Annotated in this window: 24 protein-coding genes; 13 read left to right on the forward strand and 11 right to left on the reverse strand. The window is 66.7% G+C overall.

The window, feature by feature from the left end; genetic code table 11:
• Positions 1-281 (reverse strand): nascent polypeptide-associated complex protein (locus tag GWG54_RS10535; RefSeq protein ID WP_167937732.1); only part of this gene is annotated, 281 nt, incomplete at its 3' end.
• Between the two features lie 119 nt (positions 282-400).
• Here GWG54_RS10535 and GWG54_RS10540 point away from each other — a divergent pair.
• Entirely contained in the window at positions 401-673 is a 273-nt protein-coding gene (locus tag GWG54_RS10540) for a hypothetical protein (protein ID WP_167937733.1), read from the forward strand.
• 33 nt (positions 674-706) lie between these two features.
• Here the strand turns inward: GWG54_RS10540 and GWG54_RS10545 are convergent, their stop codons facing one another.
• Positions 707-1,195 carry a PUA domain-containing protein gene (locus GWG54_RS10545; RefSeq protein ID WP_167937734.1) on the reverse strand — a complete coding sequence of 163 codons (489 nt, stop codon included), beginning with the start codon at positions 1,193-1,195 and terminating at the stop codon, positions 707-709.
• 131 nt (positions 1,196-1,326) lie between these two features.
• On the opposite strand from GWG54_RS10545, the gene GWG54_RS10550 reads away from it, so the two are divergent.
• On the forward strand, positions 1,327-1,500 hold the full coding sequence (locus GWG54_RS10550; protein ID WP_167937735.1) for a hypothetical protein: 174 nt from the start codon (positions 1,327-1,329) through the stop codon (positions 1,498-1,500).
• On the opposite strand, the gene GWG54_RS10555 is transcribed toward GWG54_RS10550, so the two are convergent.
• Together GWG54_RS10555 and GWG54_RS10560 are read right to left on the reverse strand one after the other, a co-directional pair.
• A complete protein-coding gene (locus tag GWG54_RS10555) occupies positions 1,497-1,994 on the reverse strand; it encodes an NYN domain-containing protein (RefSeq protein ID WP_167937736.1) in 498 nt (165 codons plus the stop codon). The two genes, GWG54_RS10550 and GWG54_RS10555, sit on opposite strands and share 4 nt — an antisense overlap.
• An 85-nt stretch (positions 1,995-2,079) precedes the next feature.
• Positions 2,080-2,904 (reverse strand): M48 family metallopeptidase, encoded by an 825-nt coding sequence (locus tag GWG54_RS10560; RefSeq protein ID WP_167937737.1) that lies wholly within the window; start codon positions 2,902-2,904, stop codon positions 2,080-2,082.
• Positions 2,905-3,289: 385 nt separating this feature from the next.
• Between GWG54_RS10560 and dapA the strand changes: the two genes are divergently transcribed.
• From dapA to GWG54_RS10585, 5 genes are all read left to right on the forward strand, one after another.
• Positions 3,290-4,213, forward strand: a complete 924-nt coding sequence (gene dapA, locus GWG54_RS10565) for a 4-hydroxy-tetrahydrodipicolinate synthase (RefSeq protein ID WP_167937738.1) — start codon at positions 3,290-3,292, stop codon at positions 4,211-4,213.
• Positions 4,210-4,977, forward strand: coding sequence for a 4-hydroxy-tetrahydrodipicolinate reductase (dapB, locus tag GWG54_RS10570; protein ID WP_167937739.1), 768 nt, complete (start codon positions 4,210-4,212; stop codon positions 4,975-4,977). The genes dapA and dapB overlap by 4 nt, the downstream gene beginning before the upstream one ends.
• Positions 4,974-5,810 carry a 2,3,4,5-tetrahydropyridine-2,6-dicarboxylate N-succinyltransferase gene (locus GWG54_RS10575; RefSeq protein ID WP_167937740.1) on the forward strand — a complete coding sequence of 279 codons (837 nt, stop codon included), beginning with the start codon at positions 4,974-4,976 and terminating at the stop codon, positions 5,808-5,810. Before dapB ends, GWG54_RS10575 begins: the two co-directional genes overlap by 4 nt.
• Positions 5,811-6,318: 508 nt before the next feature.
• Positions 6,319-7,068 carry an enoyl-CoA hydratase/isomerase family protein gene (locus tag GWG54_RS10580; protein WP_167937741.1) on the forward strand — a complete coding sequence of 250 codons (750 nt, stop codon included), beginning with the start codon at positions 6,319-6,321 and terminating at the stop codon, positions 7,066-7,068.
• 70 nt (positions 7,069-7,138) lie between these two features.
• Complete coding sequence (locus GWG54_RS10585) at positions 7,139-7,552, forward strand: universal stress protein (RefSeq protein WP_167937742.1); 414 nt, start codon at positions 7,139-7,141, stop codon at positions 7,550-7,552.
• A gap of 61 nt (positions 7,553-7,613) precedes the next feature.
• On the opposite strand, the gene GWG54_RS10590 is transcribed toward GWG54_RS10585, so the two are convergent.
• Positions 7,614-8,078, reverse strand: coding sequence for a MaoC family dehydratase (locus tag GWG54_RS10590; RefSeq protein WP_167937743.1), 465 nt, complete (start codon positions 8,076-8,078; stop codon positions 7,614-7,616).
• Positions 8,079-8,258: 180 nt separating this feature from the next.
• Here GWG54_RS10590 and GWG54_RS10595 point away from each other — a divergent pair, with 180 nt between their 5' ends.
• From GWG54_RS10595 to GWG54_RS10610, 4 genes are read left to right on the forward strand one after another with little or no spacing between them, the layout of a single operon-like run.
• Positions 8,259-8,738, forward strand: a complete 480-nt coding sequence (locus GWG54_RS10595) for a hypothetical protein (protein WP_008426959.1) — start codon at positions 8,259-8,261, stop codon at positions 8,736-8,738.
• A complete protein-coding gene (locus GWG54_RS10600; protein WP_167937744.1) occupies positions 8,735-10,231 on the forward strand; it encodes a UbiD family decarboxylase in 1,497 nt (498 codons plus the stop codon). The genes GWG54_RS10595 and GWG54_RS10600 overlap by 4 nt, the downstream gene beginning before the upstream one ends.
• Complete coding sequence (locus tag GWG54_RS10605; protein ID WP_167937745.1) at positions 10,228-11,637, forward strand: UbiD family decarboxylase; 1,410 nt, start codon at positions 10,228-10,230, stop codon at positions 11,635-11,637. The genes GWG54_RS10600 and GWG54_RS10605 overlap by 4 nt, the downstream gene beginning before the upstream one ends.
• Complete coding sequence (locus tag GWG54_RS10610) at positions 11,630-12,586, forward strand: MBL fold metallo-hydrolase (RefSeq protein WP_167937746.1); 957 nt, start codon at positions 11,630-11,632, stop codon at positions 12,584-12,586. Before GWG54_RS10605 ends, GWG54_RS10610 begins: the two co-directional genes overlap by 8 nt.
• Before the next feature lie 131 nt (positions 12,587-12,717).
• Here the strand turns inward: GWG54_RS10610 and GWG54_RS10615 are convergent, their stop codons facing one another.
• From GWG54_RS10615 to GWG54_RS10640, 6 genes are all read right to left on the reverse strand, one after another.
• On the reverse strand, positions 12,718-13,557 hold the full coding sequence (locus tag GWG54_RS10615) for an enoyl-CoA hydratase/isomerase family protein (protein ID WP_008426955.1): 840 nt from the start codon (positions 13,555-13,557) through the stop codon (positions 12,718-12,720).
• 116 nt (positions 13,558-13,673) lie between these two features.
• Positions 13,674-13,853, reverse strand: coding sequence for a hypothetical protein (locus GWG54_RS10620; protein ID WP_008426954.1), 180 nt, complete (start codon positions 13,851-13,853; stop codon positions 13,674-13,676).
• The gene (locus tag GWG54_RS10625; protein ID WP_167937747.1) at positions 13,853-14,617 is read right to left on the reverse strand and encodes a Phenylacetic acid catabolic protein; all 765 of its coding nucleotides are present in this window, start codon (positions 14,615-14,617) and stop codon (positions 13,853-13,855) included. The genes GWG54_RS10620 and GWG54_RS10625 overlap by 1 nt, the downstream gene beginning before the upstream one ends.
• Positions 14,610-14,822 carry a phenylacetic acid degradation PaaB family protein gene (locus GWG54_RS10630; RefSeq protein WP_167937748.1) on the reverse strand — a complete coding sequence of 71 codons (213 nt, stop codon included), beginning with the start codon at positions 14,820-14,822 and terminating at the stop codon, positions 14,610-14,612. The genes GWG54_RS10625 and GWG54_RS10630 overlap by 8 nt, the downstream gene beginning before the upstream one ends.
• Positions 14,819-15,214: a metal-sulfur cluster assembly factor gene (locus tag GWG54_RS10635; RefSeq protein WP_167937749.1), complete on the reverse strand. Its 396-nt coding sequence runs from the start codon at positions 15,212-15,214 to the stop codon at positions 14,819-14,821. The genes GWG54_RS10630 and GWG54_RS10635 overlap by 4 nt, the downstream gene beginning before the upstream one ends.
• A complete protein-coding gene (locus GWG54_RS10640; RefSeq protein WP_167937750.1) occupies positions 15,214-16,134 on the reverse strand; it encodes a Phenylacetic acid catabolic protein in 921 nt (306 codons plus the stop codon). Before GWG54_RS10640 ends, GWG54_RS10635 begins: the two co-directional genes overlap by 1 nt.
• A 308-nt stretch (positions 16,135-16,442) precedes the next feature.
• On the opposite strand from GWG54_RS10640, the gene GWG54_RS10645 reads away from it, so the two are divergent.
• Complete coding sequence (locus GWG54_RS10645; RefSeq protein ID WP_167937751.1) at positions 16,443-16,934, forward strand: GNAT family N-acetyltransferase; 492 nt, start codon at positions 16,443-16,445, stop codon at positions 16,932-16,934.
• Positions 16,935-16,936: 2 nt separating this feature from the next.
• The gene (locus GWG54_RS10650) at positions 16,937-17,221 is read left to right on the forward strand and encodes a 2Fe-2S iron-sulfur cluster-binding protein (RefSeq protein ID WP_167937752.1); all 285 of its coding nucleotides are present in this window, start codon (positions 16,937-16,939) and stop codon (positions 17,219-17,221) included.
• The last annotated feature ends 258 nt before the right edge of the window (positions 17,222-17,479 follow it).

Consider the following 17,479-nt stretch of genomic DNA (forward strand, 5'->3'; position numbering starts at 1 on the left):
CCGCCGGGGGGCGGGCGCCCGCCCCCCGCCGCCCCCCCCCCGCGGCCGCCGGCCCGGCCCCCCGCCGCACCCGACTCGACCTCCTCGGGCGAGCCGACGATCTGGTAGGTCTCCTGGCCGCGGGCGTCCATCTTCGTGACCTCGGCGTCGTCGAAGACGAGGTCGTACTCCGCGGTCCGGATGACGACCTCCTCGGCGTCGACGTCCTCGACGTCGATCCCCATCTGTTCCATCATCTGTTCCATCTTGCGCGGGTTCATGCCGCCGCCTCCTCCGAACATACCCGGTACGTCGCCACCCGCAACCTTTTACTTTGTCGTTCGGAGAGCGCCCGACGGGATCCGAAGCGGTCGCTCCCTCAGGGCCAACGAGTATCCGTCCGTCGCTCGTTTGCCTTCCCATGCCAGCCGAGCGAGACGACGTTCGCGTGTGGCTCGTCGAGCGCGGATACAACAACCGCGACCTCATCATCCTCAAGTACGCCACCCCCGACGGACAGCGCCTCTTCCGCAAGGAACTCGCCGCGCAGGCCGTCGACGCGGGGAGCGTCACCGCGGCCAGGGACGTCTCGCCGGACAACCTCGAGGCCGTCGACGACCCCGAACTCCGGGACCGGTACGCCGACGAGGCCGCTCGAGTAGCCGACGAGCACGATCCCGACGACCCGATCTGATCGCCGCGCTCGAGTCCGGACGGTCGCCGAGGGTCAGCGCTCCGCGGGAACGCCCTCGCGGACGCTCACCGCCATCCCCGTCTCGAAGTCACCCATCGCCGGGCCGTCGAGTCGGGCCGTCCCGACCGCGAGCACCTCGCCGCGCTCATGGACGACGACTACCTCGTCGCCCGGGCGGATCTCGGAGCCCGCCTCGAGGACGAACTTCGCGAAGACGTTCTTCTCCTCGCGAACGAACGGCTCGCTCTCGTCGTCGACGACGACGCGGTAGGCGGGGTGGGCGAGCGCGGCGTCGAGCCGTCGCCCCCCCTCGATTCCCAGGGTGAACCGGCCGTCGATCCCGAACGAGACGAGGCGGCCGTTCGCGCAATGGACCTGCTGGGGCCGACCCGAGGTGGTGCGTTTGACCGTCAGCGACTCCGTCGGCGGGAAGAGGCTCGCGCCCGCGCCGGCGCCGAACTGGTAGTCGGTGATCGTCCGCAGCGCCGGCAGGCCCGCGTTTCCGTCGGCTGGATCGCTCATAGCCCGGGTTCGCCGCGGGCGGTCGAAAGCCCTTCGACCTGCCGACGACGACGGTCTCGATCCGGTGACAGCCGGCGGGCCGCGACTGTCATCAGGACCGTTATATAGCTCGCTGGCGACTGGACGATCGAATGGATCTCACGCAGGTCGGCCTCGGACTGGCGCTGCTCGCCGTGAGCAGCCTGACCTTCGTCGGCCCCGCCGTCCTCGAGTCCGACCTCCTCGGCTACGCGCTGACGGGGTCGGCGCTGGTGGTCGGTACGTGCGCGCTGTTCGCCGATATCGCCCGCGACGAGCGCGTCTAGAGCAGGAACGTCTCGTGGCGCGACTCGAGGTCGAGAAACGAGTCGGCCTCCGCGATGAGCTCCTCGGCGGTCGAGGACTCGAAGGCCATCACCTCGACGCGGACCCCCTCGTGGCGCAGGTGCGAACAGAGCCGCGAGAAGTCGCCGTCGCCCGTACAGAGCACGAGCGTGTCGATGTGGTTCGCCAGCGTCACCGCGTCCAGGCTCATCCCGACGTCCCAGTCGGCCTTCTTCGACCCGTCGGCGAACGTCTTGATGTCCTTGATCTTCGTCTCGAAGCCGATGTCGATCAGCGCCTCGAAGAAGCTCTCCTCCTCGGGCGAATCGGCCCGGATCACGTAGGCGATGGCGCGGGTGAGCTGGCGGCCCTGGACAGCCTTCTCGAGCAGCGACGAGTAGTCGATGTTTCGGCTGTGGAGGCTCTGTGCGGTGTGATAGAGGTTCTGGGCGTCGACGAGGACCGCGACGCGCTGTCCCGAGTGAATCTCCGTCATATAGTATCTTGGGTCGACTATCCTTAAAAAGTCGCGTCGTTCGGCGACGACGGTTCGAACGCCGTCCGAGAGGGCGAGTCGAGCGTTAGCTGCGCAGCTTCGCGATGCGTTTCTCGGTCGGCGGGTGAGTAGCGAACACCGTCTCGAGCAGCCCGCGCTCGGAGTTGAAGATACAGAGCGCGGCCTGGCCCTCGTCGATGGTCGACTCGCGGTTCTGGGCGCCCTTCTGGATCTTCTCGAGGGCCCGCGCCAGCGGATCGCCACTGCCGATGTACTGGCGGGCGTCGTCGTCGGCGACGTACTCGCGGTACCGCGAGATGGCCATCACGAGGACCGTGACGAGCATCTGGGCGACCATCGAGAGGATCCAGCCAACGATGAAGCCCCCCGGGTTGTCCTCGCCGGCGAACACGTAGACGAAGTAGACGGCGTAGCCGACCATCATCCCGACGGAGCTACCGAGCGTCATCATCAGGACGTCGCGGTTCTTGATGTGGGCCAGCTCGTGGGCGACGACGCCCTCGAGTTCGTCGTGGTCGAGCAGCCGGATGAGCTCCTCGCTGACGACGACGACGCCGTTGCCCTTCCGACCGGTCGCGAAGGCGTTGGGCACGCCCATCCCCTGGACCATCAGCTTGGGCTTTTTGATCCCCATGTCGTGGGAGAGCGACTCGGTCATGCGGTGAATATCGGCATACTGCCCCTCCTCGGGCATCTCCTCGGCGCCGCGGGTCGCGCTCCAGGTGCCGATCTTGTACTGGACGAACGGGAACGTCACCAGCAGCGCCAGGACGATCGGCCAGGCGCCCGTTCCCAGAAACGCCAGGCCGACGGCCCCGACGAACAGGTACAGCGCCGCCAGCAGCGAGCCGACGACGAACATTCGCACTTTCAGTCCGAAGTCTGTCATAACCCGATCTAGGGAGTCGCGGTGTATAAATTTCGCGGGAGGATTCGACAGACGGCGCACGGAAATCGCAGCCGGGGTCGCGGCCCAAGAGCCGCCGCGGCCTACGGGATCGACTCGAGACGCCCGAACCGACGCCCGCTCCGCGCGTTCGCAAATACGAGAGGGAGCGAAATCAATAAGTCCGTCCCCGTCGCTGTTTCGCGTATGCCACGCACCGCTCGCGTCGCCGACCCGGTTTCCGTGAGCGGAGCGAGCGCGGTTCTCTTCTCGAAAAAACGCGTCTGAACGGTGTGCTCGTGGCGAGCGTAGCGACCTCGTTTCGGGCGCGGTTCGGTGCGGTTCGATGGATCGTTCGACGAACTCACAGCCACCACAACCCAGATACATGACATCCGACATCGACTTCAGCGGCGTTTTCCCGGCGATGTGTACGCCGTTCGACGAAGACGAAGGAATCGACTTCGAAACACTGCAAACTGACGCCCAGCGACTCGAGGAGGCGGGCGTCGACGGACTCGTTCCCGTCGGCTCGACGGGTGAATCGGCGACGCTGACCCACGACGAACACGTCGAGGTCGTCGAGGCGGTGATCGACGCCGTCGACGACGTGCCCGTCATCGCGGGCTCGGGCTCGAACAACACTCGCGAGGCGCTGGAGCTCTCCGAGCGCTCGGCCGACGCCGGCGCCGACGGCTTGCTCCTGATCTCGCCGTACTACAACAAGCCCGAGCAGCAGGGGTTCGTCGAGCACTACGAGGCGATCGCCGACGCCGTCGACCTCCCCCAGATCGTCTACAACGTCCCCTCGCGAACCGGCCAGAACATCGAACCCGACACAGCCGTCGAACTGGCGAGCCACGAGAACATCGCGGGCTACAAGGCCGCCAGCGGCGACCTGGGCCAGATCGGCGAGGTCGTCGAACGCACGCGCGACGAGGACTTCGCGGTCCTCTCGGGCGACGACGCGCTCACCCTGCCCGTCCTGTCAGTCGGCGGCACTGGCACGATCAGCGTCTCGGTGAACGTCGAACCCGAACGGACCTGCGCGATGGTCGGCGCCGCCCTCGAGGGCGACTACGAGCGAGCCCGCGAACTGCACCACGAACTCGGCCCGCTGTTCCGGGCGCTGTTCGTCGAGACCAACCCGATCCCGGTCAAGGAGGCGATGGAGATTCGCGGCTACGGTCCCGCGCGAATGCGCTCGCCGATGACCCGCCTCACCGACGAGAACCGAGCGATGCTCGAGGACGTCCTCGCCGAGCTCGAGGGCGAGCCGACGGCGGTCGCCGACGCAGAGGCCGGGCCATGACGGTCGGGATCGGCGTCACCGGGGCGACGGGGCGGATGGGACGGGAGGTCGTCGCCGCCGTCGCCGACCGCGAGGACTGCGAGGTCGCCTTCGCGGTCAACCGCGACCCCGACGGCGGGGACATCGAAGGGGTCGAACTCGAGGCCGCGGCGCGGTTCGACGCGCTGCTCGCGGAGCGCGAACCCGACGCCGTGATCGACTTCACCGGACCCGAGTCGGCCGCAGACTACGCCCGGGCCTGCGCCGAGACCGGCGTCGCCTTCGTCACGGGGACGACCGGGTTCGACGACGACGGGCTCGCGGCCCTCGAGGAGGCCGGCGACGAGGTTCCGGTCCTCCACGCGCCGAACTTCGCCCGTGGGGTCCAGGCACTGGTCAACGTCGTCGGCCAGGCGGTCCGGAACCTCCCGGGGTACGACGTCGAACTCGTCGAGACCCACCACAACGGGAAACGCGACGCTCCCAGTGGCACCGCGAACCGGCTGCTCGACGAGATCGAGGAAAACGGCGACTTTGCGGGGCGCACGCACGGCCGCGAGGGCGAGGCCCCCCGCGAGGACGGCGAGATCGGCGTCCACGCGCTCCGGGCGGGCGACGTGACGGGCGAACACGAGATCCTGCTGGCGGGCAACGACGAGGAGGTCCGCCTGACCCACCGGGCCGAAGACCGCGGCGTGTTCGCCGCGGGCGCGGTCGACGCCGCGGTCTGGATCGCAGGACGGAAGGCGGGGAACTACGACTTTGCGGACGTGATCGACGAATGAGCGCGCTCGAGAGCGAGATCGGCGAGCTGTGGGATCGCAAGCAAAACGGCGAGGTCGACACGGGGTCGGCCGGCGAGGACGAGCTCGCGACCCTGGAGGCCTTTCTCGAGGCCCTCGAGGACGGCGAGGTCCGTGCCGCCGAGAAGTCGGGCGGCGAGTGGGAGGCCAACGAGTGGGTCAAGCGGGGGATCCTGCTGAACTTCGGCCTGCGGGAGAACGCGGCCTACGAGTACGGCGGCGTCGACCACTACGACGTCCTCCCGCTGCGCGAGACGGCGGATCTCGGCGAGCGCGGGACGCGGAACACGCCCGACGGGACGACGATCCGGCGTGGCGCCTACCTCGGCTCGGACTGCATCATGATGAGTCCGAGCTTCGTCAACGTCGGCGCCCACGTCGGCGACGGCACCCTCGTCGACTCCTGTGACACGGTCGGCTCCTGCGCCCAGATCGGCGAGAACGTCAAACTCGGCGCGAACACGCTGATCGGGGGCGTCCTCGAACCCGTCGAGTCGGCGCCCGTCGTCGTCGAGGACGGAGTCTCGCTGGGTGCGGGCTGTCGGGTGACCTCGGGGTTCGTCGTCGGCGAGAACAGCGTCGTCGGCGAAAACACGCTCCTGACGCCGCGGATTCCCGTCTACGACCTCGTCGAGGAGGAGGTCGTCTACGGCGAACTGCCCGCCGACCGCCGCGCATTCACGCGGTTCGTCGAGTCCTCGGTCAGCGACCACGACCTCTTCGAGGGCGGGGCCTACAAACCTGCCGTCGTCGCCACCGACCTCGAGACGGAGACCCTCGAGGCCACCGAGCGCGAGGACGCGCTCCGCGAGTAGGCGTCGACAGTCGTTTCGATCGCGGCGTTTTTCGAGCACCCGTCTCGACAGCGCCCGGTGCCGGCGACCCTGTCCGAATTACCATCCTAGTATAGTTATACGAGTTCAGATACGTCCGAGCGGAGGAGAATCGAGTGATTCGGTAAACGCACTCCGCGTATCGGTCGAAAGAGCGCTCGAGGGTACCATGAGGGGCCGATCGGTGCTTTCTCCCTGGGCGTCGATCGCGAACGCTGTAGCGGACGCCCCGATAGAAGGGGAGACTCTCACTTCGGTGTCGTCTACGTCTCACAGCCGACGCCGCGGCCCGTTCAGCCGAGTCGAGTCGCCGTCGGCGACGCCGCACCGAGATACGCGCTCGATACTCTCTAGAGCCGAGCTGTCACGAAAGTACTCGGGTAGATGGTAATTAAACGGCGGTTCGCGGATCGGGACGTATTCCGCGACGAGGTCGGTCGTCGGGACGAAAGATAAGAATCGTTATTGTACTCGACGCTGTCGCCAGCGTATGCGCATCGACGACGAGAACGGCGTGCGGAGGGTCACCTTCGACCGACCGGAGCAGCTGAACTCGTTTACGGCCGACGAGGCCAGCGAGCTGGCGGCGGCCATCGAGGGCGTCGACGAGAACGAGTACGACGCGGTCGTCCTCACGGGGGAGGGCGAGGCGTTCAGCGCCGGCGGCGACCTCGAGGCGATGGACGAACGCGAGGAGACGCCCAAGGAATCCTACGACCGGACGACCGAGACGCTGGGGCGGGTCGTCGAGGCCGCGCTCACCTCGCCCGTTCCGATCGTCGCGAAGGTAAACGGCGACGCCGTCGGCGCCGGGCTGGCCGTCACTGCGGTCAGCGACTTCGCCTACGCCGCGGAGTCGGCCGCGTTCAGCTGCGCGTTCGTCCGGGTCGGGCTCGTTCCCGACACCGGGGGGACCTTCCTGCTCCCGCAGCTGATCGGGCTCCGGGACGCCAAGCGACTGGCGCTGACCGCCGAGTTCGTCTCCGCCGAGGAGGCCGCGGAGCTCGGACTCGTCAACAGGGCCGTCCCGGACGACGAGCTCGACGAGGCGGTCGCGGAACTGCTCGAGACGCTTCGGGAGCGCCCGACGGCGACCCTCGGGCTGACCAAGCGGGCGATCCACGAGAACATGGGGCGGTACTGGCAGGAGGCGCTCGATCACGAGCTACTGACCCAGTCGCTGGCGTACGGAACGCCCGAACACGAGGACGGCGTTCGAGCCTTCCTGGAGCGACGGTGACACCGGTCCTCGCGTTCCCGGCCGGCGAGGGATCACCTAGCTATTTCACGGTTCGCGAGTATGTGCTGGTATGCCAACCGCACTGCTCGCCGTCGACGACGACGAGTCGCACGTCGAACGCCAGATCGAGACGCTCGTCGGACTCCCGTTCTCGAGCGACGAGCTGACGGTAACGATCCTGCACGTGTTCTCGGAGAACCCCTCGGGAGCGTCGGTCAACCAGCTCAAGACCGCGCGACTCGCGGCGGATCGACTCGGGGAGGCGGGGTTCGAGACGGCCTTCGGCGAGCGAAGCGGCGATCCCGCTGCGGAGATCCTCGAGTACGCGACCGAGAACGACGTGGCGCTGATCTGTGTCGCCGGTCGGAAGCGCTCGCCGACCGGAAAGGCCCTGTTCGGAAGCGTCACCCAGGACGTGATTCTCAGCGCCGAACGACCGGTACTCGTCGCCGGAGAGGTCGGAGACGACCGCTCCGCGGCGTGACGACCGCGACCCTCGTCTCGGGCCGCGGGGGGGTCGAGGACGCGGCCGGGTCGCGTTCGGGCTACGGCGACCGCCGCTCGAGCAGTTCGTGGTTCTCGAGGGTCAACACCTCGACGCCGTCCTGGTTGGTCACCGCGATCGACTCGTCGATGACCCCGGTCCCGGGATCGCTCTCGGAGACGCGCGCGTCCGTGACCGTCGTCGTCACGGAGAGCGTGTCGCCGGGGCGGACGGGTTCGCGCCAGCGAACGTCGTCGATTCCCAACCCCGCGATCACGGCTCGCTCCTTCCGAACCGCCTCGACGAGCAACCGAACCGACAGCGAGAGCGTGTGGTACCCGCTCGCGATGAGCCCGTCGTACCTGCTCTCGGCGGCCGCGGACGGATCCGTGTGGATCGCCAGCGGATCGAACCGCTCCGCGAAGTCGGTGATCTCCTCCTCGGTAACCGTCACCGAGCCGCACGAAATCGTCTCGCCGACCGTAACGTCCTCGAGGAAGACCGCGTCCTCGTCGGTCCCGTTCATACGCTCGCCGATGGCGCCGGGACGGATGTGCGTTACTGCTCCGGAAAGGAACTCCGTTCCGGGCGCTGCAGTCGACGGCGGTCGCGTCGCTCGAGAGAGTCTCGTGCCGAAGGGTCCATTGAATAGAGTTTTTGTGGTGGGATCCCCTATTCTGTGGTAGTAGGTATGACAGGGAAATACATGACATCCGAAAGCAACTTACCGGACGACCCGGAGGGGGAGGAGATACAGCTCCAGGTCAGCGACGAGCGCACGAAGGAAATCTTCGACGTCCGCGCGAAGATCGACCGCGAGCCGGAGAACCTGTCGGATCCGGACCGACTGACGGTGGTCAAAGGGCCCCACGAGAACACCGAGGAGGAGTGGTACATCGACGTCCTCGAGACCGAGGACGACGACGTCGACCGGGAGCTGCTCGAGTCGACGATGGCCGCCGTCGAGGAGCAGTCGACGGTCATCAACACCCGATCGAAGGAGGTCAAGACGCTGCTGCGATACCTCGCCGAGACGGGCGAGTACGACTCGGTCTCCGAGGCCAGCCGGACGATCATGCTCGACTACCTCTCGGAGCAGTACCCGGATCTCGTCGGCGAGTACATCGATCTCAAGGTCCAGTCCGAACGCAGCGAACTGGCCGACGAGCTGTACGACGACACATGACCGCGGACAGCCTCCGGCAGTACCTCCAGCTCCTCGAGACCAGGGGCGACCTCCACCGGATCTCGGAGCCGGTTTCCTGGAACCTCGAGGCCAGCGCGGTCACGATGCTCGCGAACACGGAAGACGCCGGGATCCCCCTGTTCGAGTCGGTCGACGGGGCGCGGCTCGTCGGCGATCCGTACCGGGGTCGCCAGCGGCGCCCCTGGGATCGGATCGCGCTCGGCCTCGGGCTCCCGCCGGATCTCTCCGCCGAGGAGTACTACGAGGCGGTGATCGAGCGGTTGAACGACCCGAGGGAGCCGACGACCGTTCCGACCGCCGACGCCCCCTGCAAGGACGTCGTCGCGACCGGCGACGAGGTCGACCTGCTGGAGTTTCCCTGGCCGTACATCCACGCGGGCGACGGCGGTCGCTACTCGAACCTGCACACGCTCGTCGCTCCTGACCCCGACTCCGAGTGGGTCGACTGGTCGTACCATCGCTCGATGATCCACGACGGCGAGACCGCCAGCGTCCTCCTGCTCGCGGGCGAGCAGACGCCGAACCTCTACTACTACAAGTACGAACAGCGCGACGAACCGATGCCGGTCGCGATCGCCGTCGGCGCCGAACCCGCGGTCCAGGCCACTTCCGTCATGTGGATCCCGACCGGACGGGACGAGGCCGAGTACGCGGGCGGACTGAAGGGCGAGCCGATCGAGCTCGTCGAGTGCGAGACCAACGACCTCCAGGTGCCGGCGACGGCCGAACTCGTCGTCGAGGGCGAGATCGTTCCGAACGAGCGCCGCGACGAGGGGCCGTTCGGCGACTACTTCGGCTACGTCCACGGCCCGCGGCGGTCGATGCCGCTGCTCCGGATCACGGGGATCACTCACCAACGGGACCCGATCATTCCGTTCTGCGTCGAGGGGACGGGGGTCGGCTACTCCGAGAACTCGACGAGCTCCATGGAGGTCGGCTGCGTCGGCCCCGACGCGACGCTCGGCCTTCGCACCGCCGGCTTCGAGGTCGAGCGCTGTGCGCCCTGGAAGTCGACGCCGCGAACGGTGTACACGATCGCGACGCCGACCGACGACGACGGCGCCCTCCACGAACTCGCGAACTTCATCTTCACGACCTGGGGGATGCTCCACGTCGACTTCTTCATCTTCGTCGATGCCGACGTCGACCCGCTCGACCAGCGCCAGGTGCTCGAGGCGCTCGCGCTTCACGCCGACCCCGACGAGGACTTCCACCAGTTCGGCGTCGAGACGATGCCGAAGGTGCCCCTGAACATCTACCAGACCCCGACCGAGAAGGGCGACGTCCAGACCGGAACCTCGAAGGCGAAGACGGCAAAGGCCTACATCGACGCGACCAGTGACGACGACGGTGTCGGGGCCGGGGACGGCGGCGATATCGAATTCGAGTACCGGGCCCAGCAGATCCTCGAATCCGCCGGCGTCGACCCGGAGAAGCTGCCGTTCGTCGACCCCGGGGTGTCCGAGCGATGACCGCCCTCGATGACCATCTCGAGACGCTGCGGGGAACCGACGATCTGGTGTCGATCGACGAACGGGTCCACTGGGACGGGATGGCCGCGTCCATCGCGACCGAGGCGGCCCGACACAACTGTCCCGCGGTGCTGTTCGAGAACACGCCCGGCGAGGTGCACTTTACCAGCGGCGTCTTCGGCGGCCCCGATCAGTTAGCCAGCCTCGATCGCCGACCCTGGCGGCGGATCGCCCAGGCACTCGAGTTCGGTTCGGACTGCTCGTACGAGGCGGTGATCGAACGGCTCTCGCGGTCGCGAGCGTCGACGGCCGCCCTCGAGGCCGACGGGGAGCCCGCGGCGACGGGGCTTGCCGATACCGACCTGTACGGGCTCGGGCTGCCAACGGCCGACGACGGCAGCCCGCTGATCGAGCTCGGGATCGCGATCGCGACCCGGGACGGCGACACCAGCTGGGCGCCGATCCGGGGGATCGAACGGCGCAGCACGCGGCTCCGCCTCGCGGTACCGAGCGCGTTCGCCGACTGGTGTGGGGAGCGAGCCGACGCGAGCGTCGCCCTCGGCGTGGGGGCAGCACCGCTCGTGGCGGCGTTCCAGGGGTGGACCCAGGACCGAACCGTACCCGACGTCCTCGGGCTGGCGACGGGGATCGCCGACGTCCCGCTCGCGACCGTCGACTCGCGGGTCGTCCCGTCGGAGGCGAACGTACTGATCGACGGTCGACTGACGGTCGACGGAACCGGCGACGATCCGAGCGACAGGACGGCGGCCTGGGAGCTCTCCTGCGAGACGACGACCGTCGACGTCAGCGTCGATCGCGTCGCGACCCGCGAGGATCCCGTCGTCGCGTTCGCGCCGTTCGAGGGCCCCCTGACCGACGACCTCCACCTCGCGAGCCTCGTCGAGGCGGCCCAGCTCTTCCGGCGCGTGAACGGCTACTGGGGGGTCTCGCCCGTCGAGTGGATCCGCCTGCCCGTCGAGGCTCGACTCGGGCTCTGTATCGTCTCGAGCGAGATCCTCTACGCGGGATTCGAGTGGCAGCTGGCGAACACGCTGTTTTCGTTCTCGGACCTGTTCGACAAGGTGCTCGTGCTCGACGAGAACGCCGATCCGGCGAACCTCGCGCGGTCGATCGACGACATGTGGGTGAAAGCCCACCCCGGAAACGACTGGATCTTCAGCGAGCCCAACGCCCCGAGCGCGGCCACGCCCACCTACCGACGCGACGGCGAAACCGGGTCCCGACTGTACATCAACGCGACGTGGGACCCCCACTGGGACGAGGAGTACATCGCGCCGCAGGTTACCTTCGAGACGTCGTTTTCCGACAGCGTCAAGGATGCCCTCGAGGAGCGATGGGAAGCCTTAGGACTCGACGACCTCATCGGTCCGAAACGCGATGACTGAGATCGAACGCATCCCCGTCGGCGGCGGCACGCCGGAGGGGACCAACAGCGCGTACCTCCTTCCGAACCGCGGCGTCCTCGTCGACGCCGGACCGCCGTCCGAGCGGGCGTGGCGCGACCTCCGCCGCGGGACCGAGGACTCGCTCGGGCTCGATCGCCTCGAGCACGTCGTTGTCACGCACTGGCACGCCGATCACGCCGGACTGGCACACCGCATCGCCGACCGCGCCGACGCGACGGTCCACGTTCACCGCGAGGACGCGCCCTTGATCGGCGACTACGCGGACGCTCGAGCGCGCCGTCTCCGTCGGGACGAGCGAACCCTGGAGCGGTGGGGCGTCCCGGAGTCGGTTCGGCGGGCGGTGATCGAGCGCGACGCGCCGTCGCCGCTTCCCGACGCCGCACCCGTGAACCGACTGGACGACGGTGACGCCGTCGCCGGGCTCGAGGTCGTCCACACGCCGGGCCACACGAAGGGCCACGTCTCGCTGCGGATCGACGAAACGGTGCTTCTGGGCGACCTCCTCCTGCCGACGTACACCCCGAACGTCGGCGGGAGCGACACCAGGCTCGAGGATCCCCTCGGCGCGTACCTCTCGTCGCTCGAGCGCGTCGCGGACCACGAACGCGGCGAACCGGGACACGGAACGAGCGTGGCGATCGACGAGAGTATCGCGGAAGTGCGACGCCACCACCGGGACCGGGCCGCGGCGGCGTTTCGAACGATCGTCGAGGCCGACGCAAGGTCGCTGACCCCGTGGCCGGTCGCCCGCGAGCTGTTCGGCGAGATGGAGGGCGTCCACGCGAAGTTCGGCGCGGGCGAGGCGGCCGCGCATCTGGCCCGGCTCGCCGAACTGGGGATCGTCGAGCGGAGCACGGACGACCGCGGTCGGACTCGGTACCGACCCGCTGTCGACTCGTATCCGTCCGGACTGTCCCTCTCGCCGTAGTCTTCCGTCGCTGTCGCTTCTCGACGAGAACCGTCTGCGAAAATACGGATGAACTATGGGAGAGACACTCGAGGCGCGCGTAGCGGACCGTCTCGATCCACGCTACGGGAGTCCCGGTCTCGAGGCGAGTCTTATTCGTCGCCCGGCTCCTTCTCGCCGAGTTCGACGCCGAGGAAGTCCGGCTCGCGGTCGTTGAGGAAGGCGTCGACGCCCTCCTCGGCGACGTCGGAGCCCAGCAGGCGGTTCTGGAGCTCGCGCTCGTGGGCCAGCGCGTCCGAGAGCGGCATCTCGAGGCCCTCGTTGACGGCCAGCTTGTTGTTGCCGACGGCGACACTTGGCTTTTCGACGATCTGCGCGGCGAACTCGCGGGCCTGCTCCTCGACGTCCTCCGGCGGGTGGATCTCGTCGAAGATGCCGCGACCGGTCGCCTCCTGGGGGGTGAGCGTGTCGCCCGTGAGCATCATCCGGAGCGCCTCGGAGCGGTCGATGTAGCGCGGAAGCAGCTGCGTGCCGGCCTCGCCCGCGATCATGCCCAGGTGGATCTCGGGCATGCCGACGTTGTAGCTCTCGTCGTCGCCGACGTACCGGAAGTCACAGGCGAGTGCGAGCTCGAGGCCGCCGCCCATGCAGTGGCCGTTGACGACGGCGATGAAGATGGTGTCGGTCGTTCGCATCTTCATGATGATCTCCTTGCTCGTCTGGCTCGCGTAGCCGACCTGTCGGCCCGACTTGTCCTGGAGCTCCTGGATGTCGAACCCGGTCGAGAAGAACTTCTCGTTCGAGCTTCCGAAGATGACGGCGCGGACGTCCTCGTCGAAGCGCACCGATTCGACCGCGCGCTGGAGGTCCAGCAGGACCTCGATGTCGTGTGCGTTTGCCGGCGGGCGGTCGAGACGCAGTTCCCCGATGTGGTCGTTGACCTCCGTCGTGAAGTACTCTAGATCCAACTCGTCGAACGCTTTGAGTTCCATACAGTATCCCAATCACGCTCCCTCCACATGAAGGTTTCTATTCGTCCAGTTTTGTAGAATATATTTGGATATACTCGGAAGTACTGGGGCGATTAGCCTCTGCTTTTCGACCTCTGTTATCTTCCGGTGTCTGGATTGTCGCCGTCGTACTTGATCCGTTCGAACACGGTGTTGCAACCGTTACAGTAGTACTGGGTCTTCGAGATCTCGCTCCCGAACGCCGACTCCCGTTCCGTGTCGACCGACTCGCAGAACGGACACGTAACCTCCGGCTCCGAGGCGTGGTCGGTCATCATCAGCTCAGGGCGAACTCGGCGTTGCGCTCGCCGCGGAGCTGTTCGACGTCTTCGGTCGAGATCGCGTCCGTTCCGGTCCGGCGTCGGGTCTCGTCCCAGTTGTCGACGGCGGGCGCGTCCCAGTCGACGCCCTCGAGGGAGACGTCGGTGTCGGCGAACAGCTCGCGGTAGTGGTCGGCAAAGGCCGCTCTGATCTCCGAGACCGGGCGGTCGGTGAAGCCGGCCTCGTAGAGGGGGTCCTCGCTCTCGTCGTACGCCGCCGGCCCGATGAGCGCGAGCGCCTGCGGAAGCGTCCGCTCGAGCGTCGCCTGCACCGTCTCGGGATTCTCCTCGGCGAGCGTCTCGAGGCGGGCGTCGTGGTACTCGAGGTGGAAGTACTCGTCCTCACCCATCTTCGTGATCAGGCCCTCGAGGTCGTCCCGATCGATCGCGTCGAGCAGGTACCACGCGGCCCGGTCCGCGGGCGCGACCGAGGCGACGTACTCCGTCCAGTCGCCCTCGATCGCGTCGAGGCAGGCGGCGTTGGCGAACTCGTCGGAGTCGCGCTGGCCGTTGACCCACTCGAGGTCCCGCCCCTGGGCCTCGAGCTTGCGTGCGAGCTGGCGCACGTGACCGATCTCCTCTTGAGCCGCGCTGGCGCCGCCGATGTCGTCCTCGAGGGTGGGTCCCGAGAGCGCCCACTGGGCGTACCGGTGGCCCAGGACGAGTTTCGTATCGGTGATCGCCTGAACGTAGTCGACCGCCGGTTCGGGCCAGTCACTCACCGGCGCTCACCCCGGCGGTCGGTTTCGGGTCGTTGCTCACTCGCAGGTAGTCGTCCTGTCGGACGACCGCGAGCATGTCCCAGTCCTCCTCGTCGAACGTGTTGTACGCGTACATCTTCGCCAGTCTGTCGCTCTCCGCGGTGACGTTGCCGATGTGTTTGGTCTCGTCACCCTGGTTGATTCGTGCGAACACTTCGTACTTCATAGGCTGATCCCCGCTTCGCGGATCTTTTCGCGAACCGATTCCGTGAGCATGTCCTTCGACCAGACGGGATCCCAGACGACGTCCACCTCGACCTCGTCGACGCCGTCGACGAGCGCGAGACAGCTCCGAACGTCGTTGTGGATCATGTCGTAGGCCGGACACCCCATACAGGGAAACGACATCTCGACGGTCACGTGGCCGTCGTCTTCCGTGACGTCGTAGATCATCGCCATCTCGACCAGACTCACGGGGATGTGCGGGTCCGGGATCTCGTCGAGGACGTCCCACAGCTCTCGCTCGAACGGCGTCGTATCGGCGCGGCGTCCCTCGACGAACTCGCTGGTTCGAGAGACCGCCGTCAGTTCGGTACCGTTTCGCTGTGCGCTGGACATTAGACCTCGACCTCGACGGTACCGGACTGGATCAGGTCGACGTACTTCTCGTTGGCCGGACCGCGATTTCGCCAGCGGTCGATCGTGTCGGACCACGAGATCGGTTCGTCGAAGCGCCACTCCTTGTTCTCGGCGTCGAACGCGACGGGGAAGTCGTACTCGAGGACGTACTCGTCGGCGTCCTCGTCGTAGTGGGCGGGCACGTCGAGATCCAGCTCGTCCATCAGCGGCATCGTCCGCGAGAGCCAGTCCTGGCGGAGCTCGTCGTTGGACTTGCCCTTGATGCGGTACGCGAGCTGGTCGTCGTGTTTCTTCTTGTCGTCGGGCATCCCGAACCACTCGACGCCGATCGGGAACATCCAGTCGACGGCCTCCTGGAGCTGCCGTTTGGTCTTCTCGCCGTTGTTGGCGAGCCGGCGCATCCACGTCTCGCCGTGGCGCAGGTGGAACTGCTCTTCCTTGCTGACCTTCGTCAGCGCGCGCTTCCAGGGCGCGTAGGAGGTATTCTCGTGGATGTCGCCGAGCAGGACGATCCCCGCGCGGTCGAACATCCCGTGTGCGGAGACCAGCTCGGCGAAGTTGTCGATGTGCTGGTCGAACCCGTACGTGTTGCGGAACTCGTGGGGCTCGCGCTCGTAGATCAGCTCCTCGCGATCTTCACCCAGGTCCTCGAGCAGCCGGTAGGCGATGTGGCCGTGGCCGAGTTCGTCCTGGATCACGCTGATACACGACGCGCGGGCGTCCAGCGACGGCGCGTTGAGCGACTGGTCGTAGTACGCCGGCGCGCTCATCAACTCGGTATCGCCCGACACCAGGAGGATCTGCTTGAGGGCCTTCTTGTAGCCGTCGGTCATCTCCTCCGTCGATTCGATCATCCGCCCGTTCTGTAGTTCTTGTTTGAACTGTTTTTCTGAGGGCATGGCTCTAATCGTCCATCTATCGCTTGTCCGCCCAGGGTTATAATTGTTTTCTGTATACGCTTCGTGTATCATATCGGCCGTTTCGGCGACGGTCGCGAACTCGGACTCCGCTCGCCGGTTGCGAGCGGTCCCGACTCGCCCGTCCTCGATCCGGGGAACCCGTATACGCCTCGAGCGCCGGATCGGGACCCCGACCGAACGAACCGAACCCCATCGACGACCGTATCGCGTCGCACGCGCGTAAATAGCACAAATATATTACATATACAACAGTGCCTTTTTTAGTAATCCGATCCAGATGGTAAGCTATGACGTACGACGTACGACAGGCGACTAGCGACGACGGCGAGAACCTCCTCGAACTGTGGCACGGCTTTACCGACCACCTCTCGAAGCACGACGACCGGTACCGCCACAAGGAGAGCGCCAACGACCGGTGGCTCCAGTACTTCGAAAACCAGCTCGTCGACTCGAAGTACGGGACGGTCTTCGTGGCGGAACACGAGGAAAGCGGGGACCTCGTCGGCGTACTGGAGGCGCGGATCATGGGCAACCATCCGATCTTCCGCCTGCAGGACCACGGCTACATCAACGGTCACTTCGTCGACGAGGACCACCGCGGCGAGGGAGTCGGCAGTCAGTTGCTCGACGCGGTCCACGAGTGGTTCGATCGGTCCGAGCGCGAGATCGACTTCTACCGCGTCGACGTGATCCACGGCGACGACGACTCGGAGGGGTTCTACGAGGCCAACGAGTTCGAACCGGTCGAGCACGTCTTCGAAAAGTCGATCGATCAGTGAGCATGGTCGAGACCTACACAGTCGAGTTCGTCGACGAGGGACGGACACTCGAGATTCCGGAGAACCAGCCGATTCTGGAGGCAGCGGAGGAGGCGGGACTCACGCCGCCGTACCAGTGTCGGATGGGCGTTTGTGGCGTTTGCTGCGGGATGATCGTCGAGGACGGAGCGGTCGAGCAGACCGAGGGAATGTTCCTCTCCGACAGCGAGAAAGAAGAGGGGTACGCGCTGACCTGCGTCGCGAAACCGCGATCGGATCTCCGGATCCGGACCGACGAGAGTCCCTGACGCCGGGACGATCATCGAACGCGCTTTTCGGCCGTCGCTATCGACTCGAGAGCGGGCGGGCTCTTTCGCTCCCGAAACTCGTATACGGCACTCGTATACGGGGACGTGCTCACCCCGTTCGGCGTGGACGGCGGTATTATTACAGTAGTATTTCTGTAAATAGATTACTCGCTCGTTTACGGAGGTACCGATGTAATCCACCGAGACGAAGGCGGCCGACGGTTTCGAGCCGACGAGTCGAGAGAACGGACGTATACA

The organism is Natronococcus sp. JC468, from assembly GCF_012163165.1.
In the GTDB taxonomy this organism is placed as follows: Archaea; Halobacteriota; Halobacteria; order Halobacteriales; family Natrialbaceae; genus Natronococcus; species Natronococcus jeotgali.

Coding starts and splice junctions, on each gene's coding strand:
- GWG54_RS10615 (WP_008426955.1), bottom strand. CDS start 13,557: ATGGAACTCAAAGCGTTCGACGAGTTGGATCTAGAGTACTTCACGACG.
- GWG54_RS10575 (WP_167937740.1), top strand. CDS start 4,974: ATGAGCGCGCTCGAGAGCGAGATCGGCGAGCTGTGGGATCGCAAGCAA.
- GWG54_RS10540 (WP_167937733.1), top strand. CDS start 401: ATGCCAGCCGAGCGAGACGACGTTCGCGTGTGGCTCGTCGAGCGCGGA.
- GWG54_RS10595 (WP_008426959.1), top strand. CDS start 8,259: ATGACATCCGAAAGCAACTTACCGGACGACCCGGAGGGGGAGGAGATA.
- GWG54_RS10555 (WP_167937736.1), bottom strand. CDS start 1,994: ATGACGGAGATTCACTCGGGACAGCGCGTCGCGGTCCTCGTCGACGCC.
- GWG54_RS10560 (WP_167937737.1), bottom strand. CDS start 2,904: ATGACAGACTTCGGACTGAAAGTGCGAATGTTCGTCGTCGGCTCGCTG.
- GWG54_RS10645 (WP_167937751.1), top strand. CDS start 16,443: ATGACGTACGACGTACGACAGGCGACTAGCGACGACGGCGAGAACCTC.
- GWG54_RS10635 (WP_167937749.1), bottom strand. CDS start 15,214: ATGTCCAGCGCACAGCGAAACGGTACCGAACTGACGGCGGTCTCTCGA.
- GWG54_RS10585 (WP_167937742.1), top strand. CDS start 7,139: ATGCCAACCGCACTGCTCGCCGTCGACGACGACGAGTCGCACGTCGAA.
- GWG54_RS10600 (WP_167937744.1), top strand. CDS start 8,735: ATGACCGCGGACAGCCTCCGGCAGTACCTCCAGCTCCTCGAGACCAGG.
- GWG54_RS10580 (WP_167937741.1), top strand. CDS start 6,319: ATGCGCATCGACGACGAGAACGGCGTGCGGAGGGTCACCTTCGACCGA.
- GWG54_RS10620 (WP_008426954.1), bottom strand. CDS start 13,853: ATGATGACCGACCACGCCTCGGAGCCGGAGGTTACGTGTCCGTTCTGC.
- dapB (WP_167937739.1), top strand. CDS start 4,210: ATGACGGTCGGGATCGGCGTCACCGGGGCGACGGGGCGGATGGGACGG.
- GWG54_RS10630 (WP_167937748.1), bottom strand. CDS start 14,822: ATGAAGTACGAAGTGTTCGCACGAATCAACCAGGGTGACGAGACCAAA.
- GWG54_RS10590 (WP_167937743.1), bottom strand. CDS start 8,078: ATGAACGGGACCGACGAGGACGCGGTCTTCCTCGAGGACGTTACGGTC.
- GWG54_RS10640 (WP_167937750.1), bottom strand. CDS start 16,134: ATGCCCTCAGAAAAACAGTTCAAACAAGAACTACAGAACGGGCGGATG.
- GWG54_RS10605 (WP_167937745.1), top strand. CDS start 10,228: ATGACCGCCCTCGATGACCATCTCGAGACGCTGCGGGGAACCGACGAT.
- GWG54_RS10545 (WP_167937734.1), bottom strand. CDS start 1,195: ATGAGCGATCCAGCCGACGGAAACGCGGGCCTGCCGGCGCTGCGGACG.
- GWG54_RS10610 (WP_167937746.1), top strand. CDS start 11,630: ATGACTGAGATCGAACGCATCCCCGTCGGCGGCGGCACGCCGGAGGGG.
- dapA (WP_167937738.1), top strand. CDS start 3,290: ATGACATCCGACATCGACTTCAGCGGCGTTTTCCCGGCGATGTGTACG.
- GWG54_RS10550 (WP_167937735.1), top strand. CDS start 1,327: ATGGATCTCACGCAGGTCGGCCTCGGACTGGCGCTGCTCGCCGTGAGC.
- GWG54_RS10650 (WP_167937752.1), top strand. CDS start 16,937: ATGGTCGAGACCTACACAGTCGAGTTCGTCGACGAGGGACGGACACTC.